This is a genomic window from Methylorubrum thiocyanatum (genome assembly GCA_014138645.1).
GTDB lineage: Bacteria > Pseudomonadota > Alphaproteobacteria > Rhizobiales > Beijerinckiaceae > Methylobacterium > Methylobacterium thiocyanatum.
In genome coordinates, this window is sequence record JACJIB010000007.1 from 182,012 (window position 1) to 198,452 (window position 16,441).

The 16,441-nt window shown below is 70.2% G+C and carries 20 protein-coding genes; 12 read left to right on the plus strand and 8 right to left on the minus strand.

The window, feature by feature from the left end; translation table 11 throughout:
* Window positions 1-14 precede the first annotated feature (14 nt).
* Window positions 15-1,517, minus strand: coding sequence for a glucose-6-phosphate dehydrogenase (gene zwf / locus HNR51_RS19620; RefSeq protein WP_182556101.1), 1,503 nt, complete (start codon window positions 1,515-1,517; stop codon window positions 15-17).
* Window positions 1,518-1,646: 129 nt separating this feature from the next.
* On the opposite strand from zwf, the gene HNR51_RS19625 reads away from it, so the two are divergent.
* Window positions 1,647-2,285 (plus strand): uracil-DNA glycosylase family protein, encoded by a 639-nt coding sequence (locus HNR51_RS19625; RefSeq protein ID WP_141954754.1) that lies wholly within the window; start codon window positions 1,647-1,649, stop codon window positions 2,283-2,285.
* Between the two features lie 113 nt (window positions 2,286-2,398).
* On the opposite strand, the gene HNR51_RS19630 is transcribed toward HNR51_RS19625, so the two are convergent.
* Window positions 2,399-3,820, minus strand: a complete 1,422-nt coding sequence (locus HNR51_RS19630; RefSeq protein WP_210280155.1) for an alginate export family protein — start codon at window positions 3,818-3,820, stop codon at window positions 2,399-2,401.
* Between the two features lie 494 nt (window positions 3,821-4,314).
* On the opposite strand from HNR51_RS19630, the gene pyrF reads away from it, so the two are divergent.
* Together pyrF and HNR51_RS19640 are read left to right on the plus strand one after the other, a co-directional pair.
* On the plus strand, window positions 4,315-5,013 hold the full coding sequence (gene pyrF, locus HNR51_RS19635) for an orotidine-5'-phosphate decarboxylase (RefSeq protein ID WP_182556103.1): 699 nt from the start codon (window positions 4,315-4,317) through the stop codon (window positions 5,011-5,013).
* Entirely contained in the window at window positions 5,013-5,357 is a 345-nt protein-coding gene (locus HNR51_RS19640) for a DUF1330 domain-containing protein (protein WP_012453433.1), read from the plus strand. Before pyrF ends, HNR51_RS19640 begins: the two co-directional genes overlap by 1 nt.
* Before the next feature lie 19 nt (window positions 5,358-5,376).
* Here HNR51_RS19640 and HNR51_RS19645 read toward each other — a convergent pair whose 3' ends face one another.
* Window positions 5,377-6,003: a TetR/AcrR family transcriptional regulator gene (locus HNR51_RS19645; protein ID WP_182556104.1), complete on the minus strand. Its 627-nt coding sequence runs from the start codon at window positions 6,001-6,003 to the stop codon at window positions 5,377-5,379.
* 251 nt (window positions 6,004-6,254) lie between these two features.
* Here HNR51_RS19645 and HNR51_RS19650 point away from each other — a divergent pair, with 251 nt between their 5' ends.
* Window positions 6,255-7,040 carry an SDR family NAD(P)-dependent oxidoreductase gene (locus HNR51_RS19650; protein ID WP_182556105.1) on the plus strand — a complete coding sequence of 262 codons (786 nt, stop codon included), beginning with the start codon at window positions 6,255-6,257 and terminating at the stop codon, window positions 7,038-7,040.
* Window positions 7,041-7,076: 36 nt separating this feature from the next.
* Window positions 7,077-7,262 carry a hypothetical protein gene (locus HNR51_RS19655; RefSeq protein WP_182556106.1) on the plus strand — a complete coding sequence of 62 codons (186 nt, stop codon included), beginning with the start codon at window positions 7,077-7,079 and terminating at the stop codon, window positions 7,260-7,262.
* A gap of 20 nt (window positions 7,263-7,282) precedes the next feature.
* Here HNR51_RS19655 and HNR51_RS19660 read toward each other — a convergent pair whose 3' ends face one another.
* Both HNR51_RS19660 and dut read right to left on the minus strand, forming a co-directional pair.
* Entirely contained in the window at window positions 7,283-7,480 is a 198-nt protein-coding gene (locus HNR51_RS19660; RefSeq protein ID WP_012453436.1) for a hypothetical protein, read from the minus strand.
* Between the two features lie 206 nt (window positions 7,481-7,686).
* Window positions 7,687-8,175: a dUTP diphosphatase gene (dut, locus tag HNR51_RS19665; protein WP_182556107.1), complete on the minus strand. Its 489-nt coding sequence runs from the start codon at window positions 8,173-8,175 to the stop codon at window positions 7,687-7,689.
* An 80-nt stretch (window positions 8,176-8,255) separates the two neighbouring features.
* On the opposite strand from dut, the gene HNR51_RS19670 reads away from it, so the two are divergent.
* The 3 genes from HNR51_RS19670 (at window position 8,256) to HNR51_RS19680 (ending at window position 10,477) form a co-directional block, all read left to right on the plus strand.
* Window positions 8,256-9,038 carry a DUF429 domain-containing protein gene (locus HNR51_RS19670; protein ID WP_182556108.1) on the plus strand — a complete coding sequence of 261 codons (783 nt, stop codon included), beginning with the start codon at window positions 8,256-8,258 and terminating at the stop codon, window positions 9,036-9,038.
* Window positions 9,035-9,574, plus strand: a complete 540-nt coding sequence (locus tag HNR51_RS19675) for an NUDIX hydrolase (protein WP_182556109.1) — start codon at window positions 9,035-9,037, stop codon at window positions 9,572-9,574. The genes HNR51_RS19670 and HNR51_RS19675 overlap by 4 nt, the downstream gene beginning before the upstream one ends.
* Window positions 9,575-9,790: 216 nt before the next feature.
* Entirely contained in the window at window positions 9,791-10,477 is a 687-nt protein-coding gene (locus tag HNR51_RS19680; RefSeq protein ID WP_012453440.1) for a carbonic anhydrase, read from the plus strand.
* A gap of 248 nt (window positions 10,478-10,725) precedes the next feature.
* On the opposite strand, the gene HNR51_RS19685 is transcribed toward HNR51_RS19680, so the two are convergent.
* Window positions 10,726-11,436: a DUF4142 domain-containing protein gene (locus HNR51_RS19685; RefSeq protein WP_182556110.1), complete on the minus strand. Its 711-nt coding sequence runs from the start codon at window positions 11,434-11,436 to the stop codon at window positions 10,726-10,728.
* A gap of 170 nt (window positions 11,437-11,606) precedes the next feature.
* Here HNR51_RS19685 and HNR51_RS19690 point away from each other — a divergent pair, with 170 nt between their 5' ends.
* From HNR51_RS19690 to bfr, 4 genes are all read left to right on the plus strand, one after another.
* The gene (locus tag HNR51_RS19690; RefSeq protein WP_182556111.1) at window positions 11,607-12,698 is read left to right on the plus strand and encodes an acyltransferase family protein; all 1,092 of its coding nucleotides are present in this window, start codon (window positions 11,607-11,609) and stop codon (window positions 12,696-12,698) included.
* A gap of 101 nt (window positions 12,699-12,799) precedes the next feature.
* Window positions 12,800-13,663, plus strand: coding sequence for a universal stress protein (locus HNR51_RS19695; RefSeq protein ID WP_141950964.1), 864 nt, complete (start codon window positions 12,800-12,802; stop codon window positions 13,661-13,663).
* 342 nt (window positions 13,664-14,005) lie between these two features.
* On the plus strand, window positions 14,006-14,275 hold the full coding sequence (locus HNR51_RS26800) for a (2Fe-2S)-binding protein (protein WP_012453444.1): 270 nt from the start codon (window positions 14,006-14,008) through the stop codon (window positions 14,273-14,275).
* A gap of 44 nt (window positions 14,276-14,319) precedes the next feature.
* On the plus strand, window positions 14,320-14,817 hold the full coding sequence (bfr, locus tag HNR51_RS19700; protein ID WP_012453445.1) for a bacterioferritin: 498 nt from the start codon (window positions 14,320-14,322) through the stop codon (window positions 14,815-14,817).
* A gap of 65 nt (window positions 14,818-14,882) precedes the next feature.
* On the opposite strand, the gene msrA is transcribed toward bfr, so the two are convergent.
* Both msrA and msrB read right to left on the minus strand, forming a co-directional pair.
* Window positions 14,883-15,599, minus strand: a complete 717-nt coding sequence (msrA, locus tag HNR51_RS19705; RefSeq protein ID WP_182556112.1) for a peptide-methionine (S)-S-oxide reductase MsrA — start codon at window positions 15,597-15,599, stop codon at window positions 14,883-14,885.
* Between the two features lie 29 nt (window positions 15,600-15,628).
* A complete protein-coding gene (gene msrB, locus HNR51_RS19710) occupies window positions 15,629-16,132 on the minus strand; it encodes a peptide-methionine (R)-S-oxide reductase MsrB (RefSeq protein ID WP_182556113.1) in 504 nt (167 codons plus the stop codon).
* Between the last annotated feature and the right edge of the window lie 309 nt (window positions 16,133-16,441).

Consider the following 16,441-nt stretch of genomic DNA (forward strand, 5'->3'; position numbering starts at 1 on the left):
AGCCTGCGGAGCGCTCAGCTCTGCTCCTCCGTGTTGCGCCATTCCCGTTCGAAGGGCAGGCGCCATGCCTGCGGCGCCACGAGCTGGTGGATCGATTTCGGGCCCCAGGAGCCCGGCGCGTAGAGCCGCACCGGCGGCGGCGCCTCGAGCAGCGGCGTCGAGACCTCCCAGAGCCGCTCGATGCCCTCTGCCGTGGTGAACAGGGTGTGGTCGCCGCGCATGGCGTCGAGGATCAGCCGCTCATAGGCCTCCAGCACCTCGCCCATCAGGCCGGTATCCTTCATGTTGAACTGGAGCGAGAGCTTGTCGAGCCGCATCCCCGGCCCCGGCCGCTTGCCGTAGAACGACAGCGACATCTTCGAGGCATCGGCGAGATCGAAGGTGAGGTGGTCGGGCCCCTGCGCGCCGACGCCGGAATTGACCGGGAACATGCTTTTGGGCGGTTCGCGGAAGGCGATCGAGATGATGCGCTGGCCCTCCGCCATCCGCTTGCCGGTGCGCAGGAAGAACGGCACCCCGGCCCAGCGCCAGTTGTCGATGCGGCACTTGAGGGCGATGAAGGTCTCGGTGTCCGATTGCGGATCGACGCCGGGCTCGGATCGGTAGCCGGCATACTGACCGCGCACCACCTCCCGCGGGTCGAGCGGGAGCATCGAGCGGAAGACCTTGTTCTTCTCTTCCGAGATTGGGCCGGGTTCGAGGGAGGTCGGCGGCTCCATCGCCATGAAGCCGAGGATCTGGAACAGGTGGGTCACCACCATGTCGCGGTAGGCGCCGGTCGCCTCGTAGAAGGCGGCGCGGGTGCTGAGGCCCAGCGTCTCCGGCACGTCGATCTGCACGTGGTCGATGAAGGTGCGGTTCCAGATCGGCTCGAACAGACCGTTGGCGAAGCGGAAGGCCAGGATGTTCTGCGCCGGCTCCTTTCCCAGGAAGTGGTCGATGCGGAAGATCTGGTCCTCGGAAAACACCTCGTGCAGCCGGTCGTTGAGCGCCACCGCGCTCTCCAGATCGGTGCCGAACGGCTTCTCCATGACGATGCGCGAGCCGGCGGCGAGATCCGCCTCGGCGAGCAGCCGCACCACGGTGAGCGCGGCGGCGGGCGGCACGCTGAGATAGTGCAGGCGCCGGCTCTCCTGACCGGGATGTGCCTCAGCGAGACCCGACTCGGCGCGGGCCACCGCCGCGGCGAGCGCCTCGGCGCCGGCCGAGAGCGGCACGTAGTCGAGCCGCTCGGCGAAGGCGGCCCATTCGCCGTCCCCGGCTTGTCGGGTAAAGAACTGGTCGATCGCCCTGTGCGCGCGTTCGCGGAACGCCTCGACGCCGAGATCGTCGAGGGACACCCCGACGATGCGCAGATCGGGGATGAAGCCGGCACTGAACAGGTGGAACAGGCCGGGCAGGAGCTTCCGCTGGGCGAGGTCGCCGGTGGCGCCGACGAGGACGACGACCTGCGGATATTTCGGGCCGACGCCCGCCCCCAGCCGTGACGCGCGCGATCCTGCCAAGCGGGCCTCCATCGGCGCGCCGGATGTGCGCGCACAGGGTGAGGTAGGGTCAGCGCGATTCGTGCCAAGCTTGTGCGGGCACCAGGGTTCGGACGCGGTGCCGCATCGCGCCGCCGGATGATCCATCCCACCTTCGAGATGATGCCCGCCCATGCCGAACCGTTCGAGGCCACCGCCGCCCGCCTGCGCGCCTGCCGGCTCTGCCGCGACGCGCCCCTCTTCGGTGCGCCGCTGCCGCACGAACCGCGGCCGGTGGTGCAGGGCTCGGCCACCGCGCGGCTGCTGATCGCGAGCCAGGCACCGGGCAACCGGGCGCATCGCAGCGGCATCCCGTTCAGCGACCCGTCCGGCCGGCGCCTGCGGGCGTGGCTCGGGCTCGACGAGGCGGCGTTCTACGATTCCGGGCGGGTGGCGATCCTGCCGATGGGCGCCTGCTTTCCCGGCCTCGACGCCAAGGGCGGCGACCGGCCGCCGCGGCGGGAATGCGCGCCGACGTGGCGGGCCGACCTCCTCGCCGGGCTGCCGCGGCTCGACCTGATCCTGGTGATCGGCCAGTACGCGCAAGCCTGGCATCTCGGGCCGCGGCCCGGCGGCCTGACCGAGACGGTCGCCCGCTGGCGCGCGATCCTGGCGGCCTCCGCCCGACCGCGGGTGCTGCCCCTGCCCCACCCCTCCTGGCGCAACAACGGCTGGCTCCGGACGAATCCGTGGTTCGAGGCGGAGCTGCTGCCGGTGCTGCGGGCCGAGGTTGCGGCGGCGATGGCGGGAGCGGCGGAGTGACGGCCGCTCGAAGCCGCAACCGTCCTGACGGCATCAGGTCGGCCGCGGCTCTTGGTCATTCCTTTTGACGCGCATTCTCTCGACGAACCGGTGACCACTTCGTCGGACTGCGCTCAGAAGAAGAACGTCGTCGTCATGTAGCCGTAGATCGTGTCGCCGGTGTTCGGCGCGTTGGGCGCGTTGCGCAGGACGTCTCCCTTGAGGAGATAGGCGACGCCGCTGTCGAGCACGACCGAGCGCGGCACCAGCCAATAGCGCAGACGGCCCTCGATCTGGTGCCCGGCGAAGGTGCCGGAGCGGCCGGTCCGGTCGCGTACGCCGGTCGCGGCGAAGCTGTCGGTCGGGTTCTCGAGCCAGAGGGTGCGATAATCGACGAAGGCGTCCCAGTCGGGGTCCGGCGCGATCTCGAACCGGATGCCCGGCGAGATCAGGTTCGCCCGCTGCACGGCGCCGTAGAGGCTGGTCGGGCCGTAATCGAAACGCCGCGCGCCGTAGAGCGTGTCGAAGCGGGTGTAGCTGTTCGGGTTGGCGCTGTCGCCGCTGGCGTGGTCGTAGTGGAGCGAGAGTCTTGGCGTCCACGCCGCCTCGAAGGTGTAGCCGGCCTCGGCATGCACGAAATAGGCGGTCACGGGCACGTCCGTCACGTCGGTGACGGCCGCCGTGTTGCGGGCGACGCCGACCTGCCCGATCACTTCGAGCTCGTGATCGAACTGACCGGGCTTGGGCACGCGGTAGAGCCGGAAGCCGGGGGTGAACAGGCGCCGGTCGCGGGTCTGGATGCCTTCGAGCTGCGAGCCGGAATCCCGTTCGAGCAGGCCGTAGCCGTAGGCTTCGAGGATGCCGCCGAGCACGCCCGCCTTGGTGAAGATGCCGCCGAAGAACTGCGTGTCGAGACTCTCCTGATCCCACTCGATGCTGTTGCTCAGGATGCCGGCGCGATCGTCCGGCAGGCGGTAATGCGGCAGGGTGTAGAACAGGCGCAGCCGGTCCTTGGCCGCGTTTTCCCAGTCGTAGGCGATGCCGGTGAAGGCGTTGATGGTGTTGCGGAACTGGTTGCGGGCGATCAGGCGGCGCGAGCCGACATTCTGCGTGAAGCGCCCGACGGTGAGCGTGCTCACGGTGCCGAGGCCCGCCACATCCGCCATGTCGAAGCCGAGATAGGCTTGGCCGAGTTCGAACGCGTTCACCTCGGTGGTGGCGATGGAATTGGAGTTCCGGCGCTGGAAATAGGCCCGGCTGTCGAAGATCTCGCCGCCGATCCGCACCGGGCCGGTGTCGTACTCGGCAAACAAGGTGGCCTGCATCGAGAACAGATCGTTGGTGGCCGGCGCGGGCGCGGGGCGGAACTGACCGCCGAGCCCTTCCACCCGCGGCCGGAAGGTGCCGTGAATCTTCCAGTTCTCCGGCTTGCCCAGCGCCTCGTAGAGGGCGAAGTACGGCTTCTGCTGCAGGGCTTGGCCGGGCGCGACCTGGGCGGAGGACGCCGCCGGTACGAGGGCGCCGAGAAGCGCCGCGATGCGAGCCGGACGCCGCAACGGCGCGCTCCGGCGGCCCGACGCCTGTTCCGGCGCGTTGGCGCCGCACGGTATTCCGGAAACATCGGATCTGTTGGCTCGCCCCAGGCCGACCTCGAAAATACTGAGCACAGGAACCCCTTGGCTGATCAAATATTCTTCGGATTGCTTCGAATTATGGATGTAAACAAATGATCGTAAAACAGAATGTTATGCCAATTTTCAGCCGCCCGGCAGGAGGTTCTGATATGCTCAAGCTTAGGCGGCGGGAAGAATTTCTTGCCGATCCACCACGGACGAGCAGGGTTCTTAATCCGCCACACGCGCCGGAATGGGTGACATAGCCCGGCCTTGCGTCTCCACCGGTCCTTCCCGCACCCGGCCGTCGCGAGGCGGAAAGGTTCGAAGCGAACAGCCCCGGCATAGTAGGGCCACCGCGAAAACGATCCGGCGTTGACAGGCGGCCCTCCTTGGGAGGATCGCTGCCCGCGCCGCCCGCCACGAACGAGAGCCCGATGCCGGAGAGTGCCGACCCCCGCGACCGCCTGATCGTCGCCCTCGACCTGCCCGACGTCGCGGCGGCGGAGCGGCTCGTCGCGCGCATCGGCGACGCGGCGACCTTCTACAAGATCGGCTATCGGCTCGCCTATGCGGGCGGGCTCGACTTCGCCGCCCGGCTGGCCCGCGAGGGCAAGAAGACCTTCCTCGATCTCAAGCTCCACGACATCGGCAACACCGTCGAGGAGGGCGTGCGCTCGGCCTCCGCCCTGGGCGCGACCTTCCTGACGGTGCATGCCTATCCGCAGACCATGCGCGCGGCCGTGCGCGGGCGGGAGCAGGGTCTGAAGATCCTCGCGGTCACCGTGCTGACCTCCTACGACGATGCGGATGCGGCGGAAGCCGGCTACGCCCTGCCGGTGGCCGATCTCGTCGCGCGCCGGGCCGAACAGGCGGCCGCGATCGGCATCGATGGGATCGTCTGCGCGGCGGCCGAGGCGGGCGCGGTGCGCGGAAGAATCGGGCCGTCGGGGCTGATCGTGACGCCCGGCATCCGGCCCGCGGGCGCGGAGGCCGGGGACCAGAAGCGGGTGATGACGCCGGGGCAGGCGCGGGCGGCGGGCATCGACCACGTGGTGGTCGGGCGCCCGATCACCGGGGCCGAGGATCCCCGCGCGGTCGCCCGGACTATCGTTGCCGAGATGGAGAACGTGTGATGGCCAAGGGCTACTGGATCGTGCGGGTCGATGTGAGCGACGCGGAGGCCTACAAGGCCTATGCGGCGGCCAACGGCGCCGCCTTCGCCCGCTTCGGCGGGCGCTTCCTCGTGCGCGGCGGCGCCTTCGAGGCGGTGGCGGGGCAGGCGCGGGCCCGCAACGTCATCGTCGAGTTCCCGAGCTACGAGGACGCGCTGGCCTGCTGGAATTCCGACCTCTACCAATCCGCCCGCGCCCTGCAGAAGGGCGGCGCCGAGGCCGACATCCTGGTGATCGAGGGCTATGACGGCCCGCAGCCCGTCGTCTCCGAGCCGTCGCCGACGCCGGGTGCCGCGTCGGAATAAGGCGTCTGGGCGGGCGGCCTCAGTCGCCCGCCGGCCGCAGGGCGCCGAGCAGGAAGGCGATCATCACCGGCAGCGGCGGCTCGATCGCGTTGGGCTGGCGGCCGACCAGCATGGGGTGGCAGTAGCGGGTGATCCCGGCGTGGAGGCAGGCCGCGGCGCTCTTCGGGTCGGCGACGGTGAAGGCGCCCTCGCGCACCCCGTCGGCCACCACCCGCGTGAACACCGCGCCGATGCGGTCGACATGCGCTTGGCAGACCCCCCAGCTCTCGCTCATCGCCGCCTCGACCATCTCGTGGACGCGCGGATGCGCCTCGAAGCGGCGGCGGCAATCGTCGTGGAGCGCGGTGACGATCCGGCTGAGCCGCTCGGCCGCGCCGAGCTTCGGCGCGTCGGCGATCGCCGCGATCATCGCCTCGATCTCGCCGGTCAGCTGCTCGACCACGGCCTCGTTGATCGCCTTCTTCGACTCGAAGAAGCGGTAGACGTTGGCCGGGCTCATCTTGAGGGTGCGGGCGATGTCGGCGACCGTGGTCTTCTGGTAGCCGATCTCCTGGAACGAGCGGGCCGCCGTCTCCACGATCCGGTCGCGCGTCGTCGGCGCGGCGTCGTCGGAAGGGAGCAGGATCTGGGCCGTGGCGGCGGACATCGTCGTCAATACCTAAGCTTCGGCACCGGCCGCGTCAAAACGGATTGATGCGAACGGGTGAGGTCACAAAGCCGAAGTGGGGCCGGCTGTTCCAACACCTCCGCTCACATCCCTGACCCTGATCGGAACCGCGCCGCTCGTGCCCTGATTGCCCCGGGATCACCCCCTCCGGAACGCCGTGACCGGCGCGGCGCCCGATCCATCGCGCGCCACCATCGGAGGGCGGCTTCTTTCGCGGGATGGGACGTCTCATGAAGCTCGAAGGCAAGCGCGCGCTGATCACCGGCGCCGATTCCGGAATCGGCCGGGCGACCGCCATCCTGTTCGCGCAGGAGGGCGCGGATGTCGCGATCACCTACAACACCGACGAGGCGGGGATCGCTGAGACCGCGGCCCGCGTCGAGGCGGCCGGCCGCCGGGTCTGCGTCATCCAGAACGATGTCGGCGATCCGGCCTCGGTCGCCGCCACCTTCGCGGCCGCCGCACGCGATCTCGGCACCCTCGACATCCTGATCAACAATGCCGGGCAGGCGATGGGCGGCATGGAGGTCGCCGAGATGGACGATGCGGTGCTGGAGCGCATCCTGCGCGTCAACCTGATGGCGCCGCTCTTCTGTGCCCGCGCCTTCATCCGCATGCGGCGCGCGGCCGCCGCGGACGGCCAGCCGGCCGGCGGTAAGGTCGTGATCGTCTCCTCGGTCGCCCAGCACCTGCCGACCCCGGGCAGCGCGCCCTACGGCATGTCGAAGGCGGGCGTCGGCTCGCTCTGCCGCAGCCTGTCGCGGGAGCTGGCCGAGGACCGGATCAACGTCAACACCATCGCCCCCGGCCTGATCGAGACGCCGATGACCGCCGACCGCTTCGAGCACAGCGAAAAACTCGAACAGTCGCTGGAGCGCATCCCGTGGCACCGCGCCGGCCAGCCGGACGAGATCGCCCGCGGCGCCCTGTATCTCGCCTCGGCGGATTCCGATTACGTGACGGGTCACACCCTCGTGATCGACGGAGGTTTGTCGATGCAGTGGGGCGGCGCCTGACATCAGCCCGCGGCGATCGGCAGATGGCGTCAGAGGATGTCTGCCGAAGCCGCCCTGGCCCCGACACGCGCCATGACACGCGCCGAGATCGATTACGCGCCGATGATCGCCACCGCGCAGGGTCTGGCCGAGCGTGTGGCGACGGTGATGACGGGGAGATCGCGGCCGGGCGCCTGCTCCCGCCTACCGGCTCTGGCGGCGGCCCGCGGAGGGCGGCCGTGACGGACGCGCCGGGAGACGCGTCAGGAGCCGAACTGCGAGCCGAGCTGTTCGAGATACTCGGCAAGATCGAGGCCGCCGACGCGACGGCCGTACTCGAAGCGCATGCCGCGGCGGATGTCGATCCGGCTCGACCGGGTGTTGAGCGTGAACGGCTTGACGCAGATCCAAGCGCCGTCGGTGCGGTGCTCGAAGAATCCGAGGATGTCGTGGGCGGCCATGGTTCGTCTCGTGGGGAATGCGAGGAACCAACGAGAGGCGGGCGAAAGAGTTCAACCGAACCGGCAACGTTTCATGTCGGCGTTTCCTATCGACGTTTCTTGCCGACAAGCTTGACCGAACCGAGGCAGAGCTTCCAATGGTCAAGCTTGTACTGGATATCGCCGATGGCCGTCGGCGCGGGAGCGGCCGGTGATTGCGCCGGCGCTCAGCGCCGGCCCGTCGAGCCGAAGCCGCCCGCGCCCCTGCCTGCTCCCTCGCCCGCCGCTGATCCCTCCGGCGCCGGCATGCCCTCACGGATCTCGAAGTTCGGCCGCATCACCCGGGTGAAGACGAGCTGGGCGATGCGCTCGCCCGGCTCGATGCGGATCGCCGGGCCGCCCGGCGGGTTGCGGTTCCAGGCGGAGATCAGGAGCGGGCCTTCGTAATCGGCATCGATCACGCCGGTGCCGTTGCCGAGCACCAGCCCCTCCCGGTGTCCGAGGCCGGAGCGCGGGAAGACCAGCCCGCACCAATCGGGATCGCCGATCCGTACCGAGACGCCGGCCGGGATCAGCGCGGGCGGCGCTTGCGGTTCGAGCGGGAGGGCTGCGTCGAGGCAGGCATGCAGATCGAGCCCCGCGGCGGCGGCGCTGCCCCAGCGGGGAAAGCCCCATCCGGTGAGCCGCGGATCGAGGATGTGGAGGCCGACCTTCAACGGAGTACTCTCGGCTGGCGCGGGAGACGGAGGAAAGACCTTTCCCCGAAGCGGCGGCGCGGGGCAATCGGGGGCGGGAGATGACGCGCTGGGTGGCAGGGCTCGACGGGTGCCGCGGCGCCTGGGCGGGCGCCCTGATCGACCTCGACGATCCGGCGCGCTGGCGCTGCGGCCTGTTTCCCCGCATCGTCGATGTGCTCGACGGGCCGGAGGCGCCGGTCTGCGCCGGCATCGACGTGCCGATCGGCCTGCCCGACCGGGTGAGCGGCGGCGGCCGCGCCGCCGACCAGGCGGCGCGGGCGTTCCTCGGGGCGGGACGCGCCAGCGTCTTCCCGGTGCCGCCCCGCGCGGCGGTCTATGCCGCAAGCTACGACGAGGCCAAGGCGCTGTCGCGGGCGGGATCCGAGCCGCCCTTCGCGCCGTCGATCCAGTGCTGGAACATCCTGCGCTACGTCCGCGAGGCCGACGACGTGCTGCGCGCACGGCCCGATCTCGCGGCGCGCCTGCACGAGGTGCATCCGGAGGTCGCCTTCTTCCGCCTCAACGGCGAGCGGCGTCTGACGGCGGGCAAGAAGGGTCCGGCTCGCGCCGAGGGCCTTTCCGCGCGCCGGGCCTTGCTGATCGCCGCCGGTCTGCCCGAGGCTCTGGTCGGTTCCGCGCCGCCGCCGGGTGTCGGCACCGATGACCATCTCGACGCCATGGCGGCCCTCGTCGTCGCCCGCGACATCGCCGAGGGCCGCGCCGAGCCGCTTCCCAAGGCGATCGAGCGCGACAGCTATGGCCTGCCGATCGTGATCTGGGCGCCCGCCCCCCTTGCCGGCGCCTCCACCCATCCCGCCTGCCGTGAGGAGTTGAGCCCATGACCGACCATTCCGACGGGAACCTGCCCGACGCGGACCTGCCGACTCGCGACATCGCCCGCGCCCTGGTCTTCGACCCCGAAAACCGCCTGCTCCTGATCGAGTACGAGGCCGTGCGCCCGATCGATCCGGCCAAGCCCGATGCCCGCGGCTTCTGGTTCATGCCCGGCGGCGGCCTGGAACCGGGGGAGAGCCACGAGGTCGCCTGCCGACGCGAACTCGCGGAGGAGATTGGCGTGGCGGAGGTGGAACTCGGCCCCTGCGTCGCCGTCTGCGACGGGCCGTTCCACCTGTTCCGCAAGCCGCGCTTCGCCCGGGAGCGCTACTTCGTGGTCCGACTCGCGAGCGACGCCGTCGATACCAGCCGGCTCGCCGAGACCGAGGACAATCCCGTACGCGGCACCCGCTGGTGGCCGCTGGACGAACTCGCGGCCTCCGCCGAGCGGATCGAGCCCGCCGGCTTGGCCGAGCTGGCGCAACGAATCGTCGCCGGCGACGTTCCGCACCAGCCCCTCCGCCTCGACTGGCGGAACGCTTGAGCCTTCCCCACGGCGCACCGGCCGCAAGCCGCGGTCGCCGAAGCGCGGGGGCCGGCGAAGATGTCAGCCCGGCGACAGCCATCGGCTCCGGTGCCGCGCCCCCGCACGCCATGTGCGCAAGCGCATCCGCCGGAGAGGCAGAGGGGATGGGTTCGGTCGATCAGATCGTTTGGTAAGCGCGTCCCAAACACAGCACGGATGAAAGGATAACCGCCAATGTTCCCTCAGGTTCTGACCGATGGCTATCGCAGCTTCCTCGGCGATCGCCTCCCCAACGAGCGGCGCAAGTACGAGACGCTCGGCACGGAAGGCCAGGAGCCTGAAGTGCTGCTGATCGGCTGCTGCGACAGCCGCGTCGCCCCGGAGGTGATCTTCGACACCGGCCCCGGCCAGATCTTCACGATCCGCAACGTGGCCAACATCGTGCCGCCCGCCGAGCGCGACGGCGGCTATCACGGCACCTCCTCTGCGATCGAGTTCGCGGTCCAGGCCCTGAAGGTGAAGCACATCGTCGTGCTCGGCCACGCCACCTGCGGCGGCATCAAGGCCGCCGGTCTCGGCGCCGACCCGCTCTCCTCGGGCAACTTCATCGGCCGCTGGGTTTCGCTGGTGAAGCCGGCCAAGGAGAAGCTCGTCGCCTCCGGCGACACCCCGGACAAGGAAGGCTTCCTCACCCGTCTCGAATACACGATGATCGGGCAGAGCCTTGAGAACCTGATGACCTTCGACTTCATCCGCGAGGCGGTGGAAGCGGGCCGCCTGCAGCTGCACGGTGCCCACTTCGGTATCGTCACGGGCGAGCTGCGCATCCGCAACCCGGAGACCGGCGAGTTCCAGTCGGTGGTCGAGCGTGACGGCAAGACGCTCTCCCCCTCGGCCCTGATCGGCTGCGCCGAGGCCTAAGACGCCCGGCCTCTACGAGTCCGTTCAAACGAACCCGCGGCGCCCCCGAAGACATTCGGGGGCGCCGTTTTCGTCTTCGGCGACGTGACATATCGGAGCGCGACGGACCCCGAGCACCTTCGTCCATCGGCGGGAAGCCGCGCCTTTATGTGCCTCCGGTGCGCGATGGGCCCGGACCACAACGCGAAAAGCGGCGGACCTTTCGGTCCGCCGCTCGCTTCTCATCCGTTCAGGATGAACGGGGTGCCTTAGCGGGCGCCCGGGAGACGCTGGGCCTGGGCGTAGTGCTGCTGGAGCACCGGCAGGGCCTGCTGAGCGTAGTTGCGCAGCGCCGGGTTCGGACCCGACTGGGCGTATGACTGCGTCATGCTGATCGACATCTGGTGCGCCATCACCTGCTGCTGGCCGTAGAGCCGGTCGAAGCGGGCGCCGGGCGGGGTGGCGTTCAGCTCGGCCAGCATCTGCTGCTGCTGCGGGTTCGGCTGCACCACGGTGGTGCCCGCGGTGGTGTCGACGTCGAAGGCCCGCGCGCCGGCAGCCGCGCCGCGGCTCAGGCCGGTGCCCGCACCTTCGAGCGCGCCGACCGGGCCGCCCTGCAGGGTGCCGCCGACCACGCCGGTCGCCACACCCGTGGCCGCACCGACCGCACCGCCGGCAATGGCGAGCGGCGCCTCGACCAGACCGCCGACGAGACCGCCGGGGCCGGCCTGACGGGCGGCCATGTAGTTGCGCTCGCCGCCGGCCAGGGCGACGTTGGCGGCCTGATGGTCACGCAGCGCCTCGCGGGCATAGGCCCGCACCGACGGGTTGCGGCTCTTCTGCAGCGCGATCTGGGCGGACTGGATCTCGAAGGCATTTGCCTGCATGGCGTCCAGGCGGAAATCGCCGCCGACCTGCGCGAAAGCGGGGGTCGCCATGGCGACGACGAGGGCGGACGCAGCAGCGTATTTCTTGAGCATATGAAACCTCTAATATCGGATTGCCGACATACGAACTGGCCTCAGCAACCGGATGAACCGGTCGAGGCCGTGAAGATCACTTCGACGCGACAACGGCGACCTTCCGTGCTGGTTCCCGAAATTTGAATAGGCTTTTTCATCCCGATCCCATCCGGGGAAAATTGGTCCTGGTGCAGGCGCTGCGGGCGCTCGCCGCGCTGATGGTGGTCGTTCACCATGCGCAGAACGAGGCTGCGATCCTGGCCGTCCGCGCGGGAACTGATTTCGTCCCGCGCCACGGGCTGCCCTGGCCGGCCGGCGTCGACATCTTCTTCGTCATCTCCGGCTTCATCATCGTCCATGCGGCGGGCCCGCTCTTCGGGCGCCCCGGTGCGCGGGGGCGCTTCCTCGCCCACCGCATCGCCCGCCTCGTCCCGCTCTACTGGCTGGTGACCGGGCTCTATCTCGCCCTCGGCCTGGCCATGCCCGCCCTGCTCAGCGGCGAGGGCGGACCGCCGGACCTCGCGCGCACCCTCGCCTCGTTCCTGTTCTGGCCGATGGCCCGAGCCGACGGGGCGGTGCTGCCGCTCTATGGGCTGGGCTGGACCCTGAACTACGAAATGGCCTTCTACGCCCTCTTCACCCTCGGCCTCGGCCTCACCCGGCGCGGGGCGGTGGCCTGGCTCGTCGGCGCCCTGGGCCTCGTCGTCCTCGCCGGGCGCCTGATTCCCGCGCCGCCGGTGCCCCTCGCCTTCTGGTCCGACCCGATCGTGCTCGAATTCGCCCTCGGCGCCGGGCTCGCGCTGCTGCGGGCGGAGGGCTTGCGCCTGCACGGCGCGGTCCAGGTCGGCCTCGCCGCAGCGGGTCTGTTCGGGCTCGCCACGGCGCCGGCCGAGCCGGCCCTGCGCCTCCTCGCCTGGGGACTGCCCGCCGCGCTTCTCGTCGCGGCGGCGGTGCTCGGCCGGGACCGGCCCGAGGCCGCGCGCGGCGGCTGGGCCGCCCGCTTCCTCGGGGCGGCGGAGCGGCTGGGGGACGCCTCCTACGCCCTCTACCTGCTGCATCCCTTGGTGCTGCGCGCCGTCCGCGAGGGACTCGTACGCAGCGGCCTCGCCCCCCTCCTCGGGCCGTGGCCGAGCCTCGTCCTCATGGTCGTGCTGACCCTGCCCGTCGCGCTCCTCGCCCATCGGCTTGTGGAGCGGCCCCTGACCCGCCTCGTCCGCCGCCGGCTCGAGCCTGCGCGCCCCGCCGAGGCGGCAGACCGTGCCGCGACGCCGGGCCGATGAGGGCGGGATGACGCCCCTCGGGACAGTTTTCCGAAGCCCCGTTTCGATCTAGCCTCCGCCCGGCAACGTCCCGCGATCCTCGCACCCCTCGGAGGCCGGCCATGAAGACCCTGCTCGTTCCGGTCACCCTCCACGACGCCCTGCCCTCCGTCTTCGCCACGGCGGTGCTGGTGGCGCGCCGCTTCGGCAGCCTGATCGAGGGCGTCGCGTTGCGCCCGGCGCTCGCCGAATACGTGCCCGTGGACATGGTCGGCGGCATGACGTGGCTGCGCGACGAGGAGGCCGATCAGGCCGAGGCACAGGATGCGGGCCAGCGCTTCGTCGCGGCGATGGAGGCGGCCGGCCTGCCCCGGCGCGAGCCCGGCGCATCCTGCGCCCCGGACGCGGCGGCCAATGCCGGCCCGCGCTACCGCTGGCAGCCCGACGTGCCGCCGGGCGACGCGTTCCTCGGCCAGTACGCCCGGTTGTTCTCGGCGACCGTCGTCGGCCGCCCCGGCGCCGACGACGGCTCGCCGCGCATGACCACCTTCGAGACGGCCCTGTTCGAGAGCGGGCGGCCGATCCTGCTGGCACCGCCCGCCGCCCCGTCCTGCCTCGGCGAGGCGATCCTGATCGCCTGGAACGGCTCGACCGAGACGGCGCGGGCGGTGGCCTTCGCCATGCCGTTCCTGCGCCGTGCCCGGCGCGTGCTGGTGCTCAGCGCGGAGGGCGGCATGGTGCCGGGACCCAGCGCCGAGGACGTCGCCCGCTCGCTCGCCTGCGAGGGGATCGAGGCCGCCCACAAGGCGCTGCCCGCCGGCCGCCGCACCCCCGGCGAACTCTACCTCGACCACGCCGAATCCTTCGGCTGCGACCTCCTGATCAAGGGCGCCTATACCCAGAGCCGCCTGCGCCAGATGATTTTCGGCGGCCCGACCAGCCACATCCTGTCGCACGCGACCGTGCCCGTGCTGATGGCGCATTGAGGGGCGGCGCCCGCTCCGCCGACGCTTCGCAGCGCGATTTCGCCTTGTCGCCGAGGACGTTCGTCCAAATGCGTCCCGATCCCTGTGCCGGTTCACCGAGATGGGTCTGGGCGCGGTGAAGACTCGTGCCGCATTCAATCGTGCCCGTCCGGAGTTGCCAGTCGCGGCTTCGATCGCTAAAGTCCTGAAAAGGTTGAAGTTTTCAATCATTCTAATCTGCGTCCGCCTCAAATCGGCCGGTTTCCGGTGGCCTTGAGCGGCGTGAATGATCGGAAGGCTTCGAGTCCGCCGGTTCTCACGGGTCGGCATGTCCGACAGGCACGACAGGTTGCGATCACCCGCATGATTGTCTGCTCTTGCAACGTCCTCTCCGACGGACAGGTGCGCGCGTGCCTGCAGCCGGGTCCGGGCTGTCCCCGCACCCCCGCTCAGGTCTATGGCTGCCTCGGCTGCAGTCCGAAATGCGGACGCTGCGCCCGGACTATCCGCTCGATCCTGCGCAAGGCCATGGACGAGGCCGCGCCCGCACATGCCTGCTCGACCGCCTGCGAAGCGTCTTGCAGTTTGGGATCATTCCAAACTACAAGGGAGCCCGAGGGCGTCGCAGCCTGAGACGAGCGCTCGTTCGTCCCGACGCCTCACGAGGAGAGTGACGGATGAAGGGCGATGCCAAGGTCATCGATTATCTCAACCGGGGCCTGCGCAGCGAGCTGACGGCCGTCAACCAGTACTGGCTGCACTTCCGTCTGCTGAACGACTGGGGCTACGTCGATCTCGCCAAGTTCTGGCGCAAGGAATCGATCGAGGAGATGAACCACGCCGACCGGTTCATCGACCGGATCCTGTTCCTCGACGGCTTCCCGAACCTGCAGGAACTCGACCCGCTGCGGATCGGCCAGAACGTGCAGGAGATCATCGAGTGCGACCTCGCCGCCGAGAACGAGGCGCGCGCGCTCTATCTCGAAGCCGCCAAGTACTGCGATTCGATCAATGACCGCGTCTCCAAGCGGCTGTTCGAGGATCTGGCCGAGGACGAGGAGGGTCATATCGACTTCCTCGAGACCCAGCTCGACCTGATCGGCCAGATCGGCCTGCCGCTCTACGCCCAGCGCCATGTCGGCGGCCTGGAGCAGATCGCGCCCGAGAAGGAGTAATTCCTTCCAAGTCCCTCTCCCCGCATGCGGGGAGAGGGGATCGCGTGCCGTTTCGATACTGGTCCTTACGCCGGCGGGCGGCCCACCAGCACCGGCTGCGCGTTCGCCCGCTCCGGGAACAGAGCCTTGAGATCCCGCAGCTTCGGCGCGTCGTTGACGGCGATGTAGCTGTTGGTCGGGTGAAGCGTCATGTAGTCCTGGTGGTAGCCCTCCGCCGGGTAGAAGGCGCCGGACTCGATCCGGGTGGCGATGGGCTTTGAAAAGATCTTCGCCCCGTCGAGCTGGGCGATGTAGGCCTTGGCCACCGCGGCCTGCTCCGCATCCGCAGGGAAGAGCGCCGAGCGGTATTGCGGGCCGGTATCGGGGCCCTGCCGGTCCACCTCGGTCGGGTCGAGCGCCACCGAGAAGAAGATCTGCAAGAGTTCGTCGTAGCGCACCACCGCCGGATCGTAGGTGACCTGCACCGCCTCCGCGTGCCCGGTGCGGCCTGTGCCGACCTCCTCGTAGCGCGCGCTTGCCCGGGTGCCGCCGGCATAGCCTGAGACCGCGTTCTTCACGCCCTTCACGTGCTGGAACACGCCCTGCACGCCCCAGAAGCAGCCGCCCGCGAAGGTGGCCGTGCGCAAGCCCGGTTTCTCCCGGGCGGTCATCGCCGCCTCGGGCAGACGCTGACCGCCCTCCTCCGCGGAAGCGGGCGCCAGGGGCAGGGCCGCGCCGACGAGCAGGGCGAGGCCGGTAAGGCCGCCGATCAGAAGCGGCGCGCGCAGGCGTTCGGTCGTCATCATCTCGCTCCTCGTCTCGGATCCGCGTTTCAGGCCGGGCCGTCGGCGGAGGGCTCGAAGCGCAGGGACACGCCGTTCATGCAGTAGCGCAGGCCGGTCGGCTTCGGCCCGTCCTCGAAGACGTGGCCGAGATGGCCGCCGCAGCGGCGGCAATGCACCTCCGTGCGCCGCATGCCGTAGGCGGTGTCGACCTGCGTCGCGACCGCGTCGGGCAGGGGTTCGAAGAAGCTCGGCCAGCCGGTGCCGCTGTCGAACTTGGTTTTTGATGAGAACAGCGGCAGGTCGCAGCCGGCGCAGGAGAAGCGGCCTGGGCGCTTCTCGCCGTTGAGCGGACTCGTATAGGCCCGCTCGGTGCCGTGCTCGCGCAACACCTTGTAGGCGGCGGGCGCGAGCAGGGCGCGCCACTCGGCTTCGGACTTCTCGACCTCGAAAGGCCCGCTCGCCGCCGGACCGGCCATGACGGCCGTGAGACGGGAGGCGGCGAGCAGGCCCAGCAGCGAGGCTCCGGCACGCAAGGTCTGGCGGCGGTTCATGCGCGAGGACTCCGACGAGGCAAGCGGCCCGCCGGCCTTGACGGGCGGCGGGCTCCCCCGGCGCGGGGACGGGCCGAGGCTGTTCAATCGCGCGCAACCGATAGCACGGAACCGGCCGGTCCGCCGCGAAGACGAACCGCCGCACTCCGTCTCGCCCCCGTTGCGCGTCGGTCCCGCCCTGTCCCGCGTCTGTCCCGGAGCCGCGGGCGATCCCCGCTCTCGCCGGTCGAACCACCTGCGCATAGAAAAAGCCCCGCGGCCGGTGAGGGGGCGGGGCGAGGAGGGGTTGGTGATGACAGCCTCGGAGGG

What these genes read in the sequence shown, in the direction of transcription:
- pyrF (WP_182556103.1), top strand. Translation starts at nt 4,315, where the DNA reads ATGCCGGAGAGTGCCGACCCCCGCGACCGCCTGATCGTCGCCCTCGAC.
- HNR51_RS19625 (WP_141954754.1), top strand. Translation starts at nt 1,647, where the DNA reads ATGCCCGCCCATGCCGAACCGTTCGAGGCCACCGCCGCCCGCCTGCGC.
- HNR51_RS19645 (WP_182556104.1), bottom strand. Translation starts at nt 6,003, where the DNA reads ATGTCCGCCGCCACGGCCCAGATCCTGCTCCCTTCCGACGACGCCGCG.
- HNR51_RS19650 (WP_182556105.1), top strand. Translation starts at nt 6,255, where the DNA reads ATGAAGCTCGAAGGCAAGCGCGCGCTGATCACCGGCGCCGATTCCGGA.
- HNR51_RS19675 (WP_182556109.1), top strand. Translation starts at nt 9,035, where the DNA reads ATGACCGACCATTCCGACGGGAACCTGCCCGACGCGGACCTGCCGACT.
- msrB (WP_182556113.1), bottom strand. Translation starts at nt 16,132, where the DNA reads ATGAACCGCCGCCAGACCTTGCGTGCCGGAGCCTCGCTGCTGGGCCTG.
- msrA (WP_182556112.1), bottom strand. Translation starts at nt 15,599, where the DNA reads ATGACGACCGAACGCCTGCGCGCGCCGCTTCTGATCGGCGGCCTTACC.
- HNR51_RS19660 (WP_012453436.1), bottom strand. Translation starts at nt 7,480, where the DNA reads ATGGCCGCCCACGACATCCTCGGATTCTTCGAGCACCGCACCGACGGC.
- HNR51_RS19680 (WP_012453440.1), top strand. Translation starts at nt 9,791, where the DNA reads ATGTTCCCTCAGGTTCTGACCGATGGCTATCGCAGCTTCCTCGGCGAT.
- zwf (WP_182556101.1), bottom strand. Translation starts at nt 1,517, where the DNA reads ATGGAGGCCCGCTTGGCAGGATCGCGCGCGTCACGGCTGGGGGCGGGC.
- HNR51_RS19670 (WP_182556108.1), top strand. Translation starts at nt 8,256, where the DNA reads ATGACGCGCTGGGTGGCAGGGCTCGACGGGTGCCGCGGCGCCTGGGCG.
- HNR51_RS19685 (WP_182556110.1), bottom strand. Translation starts at nt 11,436, where the DNA reads ATGCTCAAGAAATACGCTGCTGCGTCCGCCCTCGTCGTCGCCATGGCG.
- HNR51_RS19695 (WP_141950964.1), top strand. Translation starts at nt 12,800, where the DNA reads ATGAAGACCCTGCTCGTTCCGGTCACCCTCCACGACGCCCTGCCCTCC.
- bfr (WP_012453445.1), top strand. Translation starts at nt 14,320, where the DNA reads ATGAAGGGCGATGCCAAGGTCATCGATTATCTCAACCGGGGCCTGCGC.
- HNR51_RS26800 (WP_012453444.1), top strand. Translation starts at nt 14,006, where the DNA reads ATGATTGTCTGCTCTTGCAACGTCCTCTCCGACGGACAGGTGCGCGCG.
- HNR51_RS19655 (WP_182556106.1), top strand. Translation starts at nt 7,077, where the DNA reads ATGTCTGCCGAAGCCGCCCTGGCCCCGACACGCGCCATGACACGCGCC.
- HNR51_RS19640 (WP_012453433.1), top strand. Translation starts at nt 5,013, where the DNA reads ATGGCCAAGGGCTACTGGATCGTGCGGGTCGATGTGAGCGACGCGGAG.